Origin of the sequence: Actinomadura sp. BRA 177, assembly GCF_013372625.1 — a bacterium.
In the GTDB taxonomy this organism is placed as follows: Bacteria; Actinomycetota; Actinomycetes; order Streptosporangiales; family Streptosporangiaceae; genus Spirillospora.
In genome coordinates this window covers 1-8,195 of sequence record NZ_JABXFD010000239.1, presented here as the reverse complement: position 1 = coordinate 8,195, position 8,195 = coordinate 1, and the positions used below count along the sequence as shown (strand labels likewise).

General features: G+C 74.1%; 7 protein-coding genes and 1 pseudogene. 4 read left to right on the top strand and 4 right to left on the bottom strand.

All coding sequences use genetic code 11. The features are described from left to right. The 4 genes from HUX53_RS09460 to HUX53_RS09445 form a co-directional block, all read left to right on the top strand. Positions 1-236: response regulator transcription factor (locus tag HUX53_RS09460; protein ID WP_176402780.1), on the top strand; the 236-nt coding region annotated here is incomplete at its 5' end. 55 nt (positions 237-291) lie between these two features. Further along, positions 292-1,239, top strand: coding sequence for an ABC transporter ATP-binding protein (locus HUX53_RS09455; RefSeq protein ID WP_176402779.1), 948 nt, complete (start codon positions 292-294; stop codon positions 1,237-1,239). Beyond that, positions 1,236-2,009, top strand: a complete 774-nt coding sequence (locus tag HUX53_RS09450; protein WP_176402778.1) for an ABC transporter permease — start codon at positions 1,236-1,238, stop codon at positions 2,007-2,009. Before HUX53_RS09455 ends, HUX53_RS09450 begins: the two co-directional genes overlap by 4 nt. Then, positions 2,006-2,800 (top strand): ABC transporter permease, encoded by a 795-nt coding sequence (locus HUX53_RS09445; RefSeq protein ID WP_176402777.1) that lies wholly within the window; start codon positions 2,006-2,008, stop codon positions 2,798-2,800. Before HUX53_RS09450 ends, HUX53_RS09445 begins: the two co-directional genes overlap by 4 nt. Positions 2,801-2,835: 35 nt before the next feature. On the opposite strand, the gene pheT is transcribed toward HUX53_RS09445, so the two are convergent. The 4 genes and pseudogenes from pheT to HUX53_RS09425 all read right to left on the bottom strand — a co-directional run. After that, entirely contained in the window at positions 2,836-5,313 is a 2,478-nt protein-coding gene (gene pheT, locus HUX53_RS09440; RefSeq protein WP_176402776.1) for a phenylalanine--tRNA ligase subunit beta, read from the bottom strand. Next, positions 5,313-6,422, bottom strand: coding sequence for a phenylalanine--tRNA ligase subunit alpha (gene pheS, locus HUX53_RS09435; protein WP_176402775.1), 1,110 nt, complete (start codon positions 6,420-6,422; stop codon positions 5,313-5,315). Before pheS ends, pheT begins: the two co-directional genes overlap by 1 nt. A 138-nt stretch (positions 6,423-6,560) precedes the next feature. Continuing rightward, on the bottom strand, positions 6,561-7,649 hold the full coding sequence (locus tag HUX53_RS09430) for an ATP-binding protein (protein ID WP_176402774.1): 1,089 nt from the start codon (positions 7,647-7,649) through the stop codon (positions 6,561-6,563). A gap of 191 nt (positions 7,650-7,840) precedes the next feature. Beyond that, positions 7,841-8,110: pseudogene (locus HUX53_RS09425) on the bottom strand (STAS domain-containing protein); the annotation flags it as partial. Positions 8,111-8,195: the final 85 nt, after the last annotated feature.

Sequence of the window (8,195 nt, the reverse complement as noted above, 5' to 3'; positions counted from 1 at the left end):
TCTCCGAACGGGCCCGCCGCGCGGGCCTGGCCGGGCCGTCGGGCGGGCCGCTGACCGCCCGGGAGTCGGAGGTGATGCGGCTGCTGGCGCGGGGCCGCTCCAACCGGGAGATCGCCGAGGAGCTGGTCATCTCCCCAAAGACCGCCAGCGTCCACGTCTCCAACATCCTCGCCAAGTTCGGCGTGTCCTCGCGCGGCGAGGCCGTCGCCGCCGCCCGCGACCGTGGCCTCGCCTAGGAGATAAGCCGCCTCCTTATGGCTCCGGCCCCCTCCTTACGGCGACGGTCGAGCCATGGAAGCCGCCGTGCACACCGCCGGGCTGCGCCGCGTCTACAAGCGCGGCAGGCAGGACCCCGTCGTCGCCCTGGACGACCTGACCCTCACCATCGAGCAGAACGAGATCCACGGGCTGCTCGGGCCGAACGGGGCGGGCAAGACCACCCTCGTCAAGATCCTTTCCACCGTGCTGCTGCCGTCGGGCGGTTCGGCGCGAGTCCTCGGCCGCGACGTCGTGGCCGACACGCGTGCCGTGCGGTCGCTGGTCGGGGTCGTCCTCGGCGGCGACCGGGGCCTCTACGACCGGCTGTCCGCCCGCCGCAACCTGCTGTTCTGGGGCGCGCTGTACAAACTCGACGCCCGCACCACCCGCGAGCGCGCCGACGCGCTGCTGGAGCGGGTCGGCCTCGCCGAACGCGCCGACGACCGCGTGGAGCGGTTCTCGCGCGGGATGCGGCAGCGGCTGCACCTCGCGCGGGGGCTGCTGCACGAGCCGCGCGTGCTGTTCCTGGACGAGCCGACTTCCGGTCTCGACCCGGTCGCGGCGGCGGCGTTCCGGCGGCTCGTCCTCGACCTGCGCGCCGAGGGCCGCACGTTCCTGCTGGCCACGCATGACATGGACGAGGCCACGGCGCTTTGCGACCGGGTGACGCTCATCGACCACGGACAAGTCCTGCTGAGCGGGGACACCGCGCGGGTGGGGCGGTTCCTCGGCGAACGCGAATGCGTCGACTTCGTCCACTCCGACCCGTCCCTCACGGAGGCGCTGGGTCTGCTGCCGGACGTGCTCGACGTCGAGCACCGGGACGGGGCGGCGTGGCGCGTCCACACGACCGGCCGGGACGGCACCCGCCGCGTCCTCGCCTGGCTGCTGGACCGCGACGTCCTCACCGCCCGGCGCGGCGAGCCGACCCTCGAAGAGGTCTACCTGCGCACGGTCGGCGACCGGGGGATGCGGGTATGAGCACGCTCCGCGCGATGTGGCAGGCGATCCTGCTGCAGGTGGCACTGTCGCGGCGCGATCCGGAGCACGCGCTCATCCTGCTCATCGCGCCCATGCAGACGACGACGATGCTGGCGCTGACCGTGACGTCGCACCGTCCGGACGCCGTGGCGAACGCCGTCCTCGCACCGGGCCTGATCGGGCTGTGGGTTGCCGCGCTCGACTACGCGGGCCGCATCGTGCCCGAGGACCGCTGGGCCGGCCGGTTCTCCCCGATGGTCGCGGCGCCCGTCCCGCTCGGCCCGGTGGTGGCCGGGCGGGTCGCGATGGTGGTGCTGGTCGGCGTGGCGGCGTTCGCGGAGTCGTGGCTGGTGGCGGCGCTCGGGTTCGGCCGGGTCGTGACGGTCGCCGATCCGGCGCTGTTCGTGCTCGCGGTCGCGGTCACCTGCCTCGCGACGATCGGGACGGCGACGCTGCTGTCGGCGGTGCTCGTGGTGTCGCGGGCGCGGGACGTCCTGCAGAACTCGCTCGGCTACCCGTTCTACATCCTCGGCGGGATCCTCGTCCCGGTCGCGGCGCTGCCCGGCTGGCTGCACCCGTTCAGCCGGGTCGTGTTCCTTTCGTGGAGCGCGGAGCTGCTGCGCGACGCCGTGCGCGGCGACGCGAGCGGCTGGGTCTGGCCGGTCGCGGCGATCCTCGCGCTGGGCGCGGCGTCGATGGCGGCGGGAATGTGGCTGACCCACCGCTACGTGAACCGGTCCCGTAGGGACGGAATGGTGGAGTTCGCATGAGGCACGTGCTCCGGATCGTCCGGGAGTCGCTGATCCTCGGGTTCGCCGAGATGGGCGCCGTCTACACGTGGAAGACGTGGACGTTCGGGTGGCTGATGAGGCTGCTCTGCCAGGCCACGTTCTACGCGCTGCTGGGCCGCTACGTCGGCGACGAGGCCACGATGCAGTATGTGCTGGTCGGCAACATCGTGGTGCTTGCCTGCATGGAGTCCACGATCGTGGTGATCTCGCTCGCCGGTGAGCGGCGCATGGGGACACTGCCGCTGCTGGCCATCGCGCCGTCCGGGCACCTGCCCGTATATCTGGGACGCGGGCTTCAGTGGACCGTGACCGGGCTGACCAGTTCGTCGGTCGCCTGGCTGGTGCTGCCGCCGCTGCTGGGCGTCCCGCTGCCGTGGCCGCAGGCCGGATACGCCATGCCGGTCATGCTGCTCATACTCGTCAGCAGTTACGGGTACGGGTGCGCGCTGGCGGGCATCGCGCTGCGGCTGCGCGGCGTCGAGTGGCTGGTGCTGAACGTCGCCTACGGGATCGTGATGACGTTCGGCGGGGTGAACGTCCCGGTGGAGGTGTGGCCCGCGCCGCTGGAGTTCGCGGCGCAGGCGCTGCCGGTCGTGCACGGGCTGGAGGCTGTGCGCGGCATCCTCGACGGCGCGCCCATCGGCCACGTCATGGGGCTGCTCGGGACCGAGGCGCTGGTCGGGGCCTGCTGGTACGCGGTGGCGGCGCTGTCGATGGACCGGCTCGTGTCCGTCGGCCGCCGCGACGGAAGCCTCGACTACGCGGGGTGAACGCGCGCCCCGGTCCGGGACGCGCGTTCCCTCCGTCAGGCGCCGCGCAGGACGGCTCCGGTGCGCTCCGACGCCGCCGCCACCGCGGCGTCGCGTGCCTGCGACGCCTCCTCGGCGGTCAGCGTGCGGTCCGGGGCGCGGAACCGCAGCGAGTACGCGAGGGACTTGCGGCCCTCCCCCGCCTGCTCGCCGGTGTAGACGTCGAACAGCCGGATCGCCTCCAGCAGGTCCCCCGCGCCGTCGCGCAGCGCCGACTCGACCTCCGCGGCGGGCACCGCGGAGCCGACGGTCAGCGCCACGTCCTGCGTGGCGACCGGGTAGGACGACACGTGCGACGCGCGGACGGAGACCGGCTCGCCCCGGCGGCGCAGCTCCAGCTCCATCGCGCATGACCGCGCCGGCAGCCCGTACGCCTTCGTGACGCGCGGGTGCAGTTCGCCCGCGTGCCCGACGAGGGTGTCGCCGGCGTACAGGGCGGCGCAGCGGCCGGGGTGCCACCGCGCGTGCTGGGCGGCCTTCGCCGTCAGCTCAACGCCGACCTCATGGGCCACCATGCGGGCGGCCTCGATCGCGTCCGCCCACACCGCCGGACGTCCCGGACCCCACCAGCCGGACGGCTCCCGGTCGCCGGACAGCACGACCGCGACCCGGTGCGGCTGGTCGGGCAGCGCCGCCTCCAGGGAGGCGATCTCCTCGGCCGTCGGGCCGCGGTCCACGGCGAGGCGCGGCGCGCGCTCCGGCGCGTCCGGGCGCGGCCGGAACACCACGCCGATCTCGAACAGGGCGGCGTCGCCGAAGCCGCGGCCCACGTTCAGCGCCAGGACCTTCAGCAGACCCGGAAGCAGCGTGGTGCGCAGCAGCGGCTCCTGCTCCGACAGCGGGTTCGCCAGCCGCATCGTCCGGCGGCGGGCGTCGCCGGCCGGCAGCTGCAGGCCGTCCAGGTCCTTCTCGGCGATGAACGGGAACGCCAGGGCCTCGACGTAGCCGGCGCCGGCGAGCGCGCGGCCGACGCGGCGGCGCAGCCGCTGCCGCGGGGTCAGCCCCTGCCCGGCGGCGGGACGCGGCGCCCTGGCCGGGATGTCCTCGTAGCCTTCGAGCCGGATGACCTCCTCGGCGAGGTCGTTCGGGTCGGTCAGGTCGGGACGCCACGACGGCGGCGTCACCGTCAGGACGCCGTCACCGGCGACCGCGCAGCCGACCTGCTCCAGCCGCCGGACGACCGCGTCCCGCCCGTAGGCGACGCCCGCGACCTTGTCGGGGTGCCCGGCGGGCATCGTGACGGTGACCGGCTCGACCGGCGCCTCGGCGTGCGTCACGCCCGGCACGACCTCCGCGCCGCCCAGCTCGGCGAGCAGCCGGACCGCCCGGTAGGACGCGTACAGCGGCAGCTCGCGGTCGACGCCGCGCTCGAACCGGTGCGACGCCTCGCTGTGCAGCCTGTGGCGGCGGCTCATCCGGGCGGTGCCCATGGCGTCGAAGTGCGCGGCCTCGATGACCATGTCGGCGGACCGGTCGTCGATCTCGGTGGCGAGGCCGCCCATCGTGCCGGCCATCGAGATCGGCCCCGACTCGTCGGTGATGAGGATGTCGTCGGGGTCGAGGGTCCGCTGGACGTGGTCGAGCGTCTCCAGCTTCTCGCCGGGCGCCGCGCGCCGCACCACGATCGGCCCGGTGAGCTTGCCCCGGTCGAAGGCGTGCAGCGGCTGGCCGAGCTCCAGCATCAGGTAGTTGGTGATGTCCACGGCGAGCGACACCGGCCGCATCCCGGCGCGGTGCAGGCGGACCTGCATCCACATCGGGGTCTTCGCGTCCGCGTCGAACCCGCGCACCTCACGCAGGACGAACCGGTCGCACGCGCTCGGGTCACCGATGCTCGCCGGGTAGGCCTCTCCGTTCTTCGCCGGGAGTTCCACGTCCGCCGGGTCCTTGAACGGGACGCCGTAGGCGGTGGCGGCCTCGCGGGCGAGGCCGCGGATCGACAGGGCGTAGCCGCGGTCCGGGGTGACGGCGATGTCGAGGACGTCGTCGCGCAGCCCGAGCAGCTCGATCGCGTCCGCGCCGACGGGCGTGTCCGCCGGCAGGACGAGGATGCCGCTGTGGTCCTCGCCGATGCCCAGCTCGCTGACCGAGCAGATCATGCCCTCGGACACGTGCCCGTAGGTCTTGCGGGCGCCGATCTGGAACCCGCCGGGCAGCACGCCGCCCGGCAGGATGACCACGACGTGGTCGCCGGCCGCGAAGTTGGTGGCGCCGCACACGATGTTCTGCGGCTCGCCGGTGCCGTTGGCGTCGCCGACGTTCACCTGGCAGTACCGGATCGGCTTCTTGAACCCGGTCAGCTCCTCGATCGCCAGGACCTCGCCGACGACGAGCGGGCCGGTGAGGTCGGCGCCCGCCTGCTCGACGGTCTCGACCTCCAGGCCCGCCGCGATCAGCTCGGCGGCCAGGGCGCGGCCCGTGACGCCGGCCGGCAGCTCGACGTACTCGCGCAGCCAGGAAAGCGGGGCGCGCATCAGATCTCCATCCCGAACGGGAGGGTGAACCGGACGTCGCCCTCCACCATGTCGTACATGTCCTCCACGCCGTGCCGGAACATCAGCGTCCGCTCGACGCCCAGCCCGAACGCCCAGCCGCTGTAGCGGTCGGCGTCGACGCCGCAGGCCACCAGCACCCGCGGGTTGACCATGCCGCAGCCGCCCAGCTCGATCCAGCCCTCCGAGCCGCACGTCCGGCACGGGTCGGCGCCCGGCTCCGCGGACGCGCCCCGGCACACGAAGCACTGCATGTCCACCTCGGCGGACGGCTCGGTGAACGGGAAGTACGACGGCCGGAACCGCGTCTTCAGCCCCTCACCGAACATGCCGGTGACGAACGCGTCGATGCCGCCGCGCAGGTCGGCCATCGTCAGGCCCTCGTCGACGGCGAGGCCCTCCAGCTGGTGGAAGACCGGGCTGTGGGTCGCGTCCAGCTCGTCGGTGCGGAACGTGCGTCCCGGCGCCACCACGTAGACGGGCAGCTCCCGCGACAGCAGCGAGCGGATCTGCATCGGCGAGGTGTGCGTGCGCATCACCAGGCCGGACCCCTCCGACTCCACGAAGAACGTGTCCTGCATGGTGCGGGCCGGGTGGTCGGGCAGGAAGTTGAGCGCGTCGAAGTTGAACCACTCCGCCTCGACCTCGGGGCCTTCGGAGACCTCGAAGCCCATGGAGACGAAGACGTCGGCCATCCGCTCCTGCATCGTGGTCAGCGGGTGGCGGGCGCCGCGCGGGGCGCGGTTCCACGGGAGCGTGACGTCGACGGTCTCCTCGACGAGGACGCGCTGGTCGCGCTCCTCCTCCAGTTCGGCCTGGCGCTCCTTCAGCGCCTTCGACACCGCGCCGCGGGCGGCGCCGATGCGCTTGCCGGCGTCGGCGCGGGCCGCGGGCGGCAGCGCGCCGATCTCGCGGTTGGCGAGGGCCAGCGGGGAGCGGTCGCCGGCGTGCGCCAGGCGGACCTGCTTCAGGGCGTCGAGGTCGGCGGCGGCGGCGATGGCCGCGAGGGCCTCGGCGCGCGCCCGGTCGAGCTCCTCGGGCTGCAACGCGGACACCTCGACAGGGTCATAGGACTTGTTGGGTGCAGACATGGTGGTGTGATCGACTCCGGTCGGCATGGGACGCCCGCAGTCTAGTGCGCGGACGGTGAAGATCCGGAAAGCGTGCGCGTGACGCGCTGGCCCGGCCAGGGACCCGGTGCGCGGCGCGACCGGCGGCGTGCGCCGCGGTCAGCCGGCGTAGTCGGGGGCCCCTGCGGGCACGGTAAATCGGAACTCGGCGCCGCCGCCGGGCGCCCGCCGCACGGTGATCACGCCACAGTGCGCCTCGACCAGGCCCTTGACGATGTAGAGCCCGAGGCCGGTGCCACCGCGGCGGTTCCCGCCGGGGCCGCGCCAGAACTGCCGGAAGACGCGCTGGACGGCCTCGGGCGGAATGCCCTCGCCCTCGTCCCGCACCGACACGACGGCCCCCTCCTTGTGCGCGTCCGGCTCCACCACGATGGTGACGGTCCCCGCTCCGTGCCGCACCGCGTTTTCGATGAGGTTGCCGAGGATCTGGTCCATCTTGTCGGGGTCCAGCCACATCTCGGGCAGCTCGCCGCGCGTCTCGAAGCGGAACCGGTCCTCCGCCTCACCGGCCGCGACCCGCCCCGCGATGATCTTGCGGACCTCGCCGGGGATGTCGACGACCTGGCGGCGCATCTCCAGCCGGCCCGCCTCGATGCGGGACACGTCCAGCAGCTCGGTGATCAGCCGGGTGACCCGGTCGGCGTCGGCGTTGACGGTCTCCAGCATCACCCGCTTCTGGTCGTCGTTGAAGCGGTGCCACTTGGCGAGCAGCGTCGCGGTGAACCCCTTCACGCTCGTCAGCGGGGAGCGCAGCTCGTGCGCCACGGTGGAGACGAGGTCGGCGCGGTCGCGTTCCTGGCGGGCGCGGTGCACCGCGTCGCGCAGGCACACCGTGAACCGTTCCACCCGGCCGCGGCCGTCCCGCCGGTAGGCGGCCGTCACCAGCACCTCGGTGCCGCCGGGCAGGAACAGCACCCGCTCGGGGTGCCGGGTGCGGGTGCGCAGGCCGTCGTAGGGGGCCAGGCACTTCCACCAGTCGCGGCCCTCGGCGTCGTGCAGCGGCAGGACGTCGCGGAAGTCGCGGCCGACGGCGGACCCGGCGGCGATCCCGGTGATCCGCGCGGCGGCGGCGTTGAACACCACGACGCGGGCGTCGCGGCCGGCGACCAGCAGCCCGTCGGGCAGGTCGTCGGCGGCGTCCCACTCGGCGGCCGGCCCGGACCCCTGCGGGGGTACGCGCGCGGCCACGGGAGGGGACTCCTCTCCGCCCACAGCGGCCTCCAGAACACCGATGAGAACGCGGCCTGTCGAAAAGAGACTCTAGCCGGAGTCGGCCGCCTTGCGGGACCCGGAAACCGCCCGGCGGCAAGGCATCTGTAGCCTCCCGGGCGGGGTTCCGCCCCCGCGGGGACCGTCCCCGCCCGCGCGGACGGCCGGGTTCACCTGGACGCGGCGGGCGGGCCCGGCGCGGCCCACACGTCGTCCACGGCGGCGTGCACCGGGAACAGCTTGTGCAGCCCGGTGATGCGCAGCAGCCGCAGCTGGGCGGGCCGGACCCCGGCGAGGACGATCTCACCGCCGGCCGCGGCGATCTGGTTGTGCGCGGCGACCAGCGCGCCGAGCCCGGCCGCGTCGCAGAACGGGACGGCGGTGAAGTCGGCCACCAGCCGGCGCGGCCCGGCGGGCCCGCCGTGCAGCGCGACGAGCCGGTCGCGCCGCGCGCCGGCCCGGCGGGCGGCCCCGGGCCCCTATACCCATCTCCGCACCCACGCGACGGGCTTCCAACTCCCACGC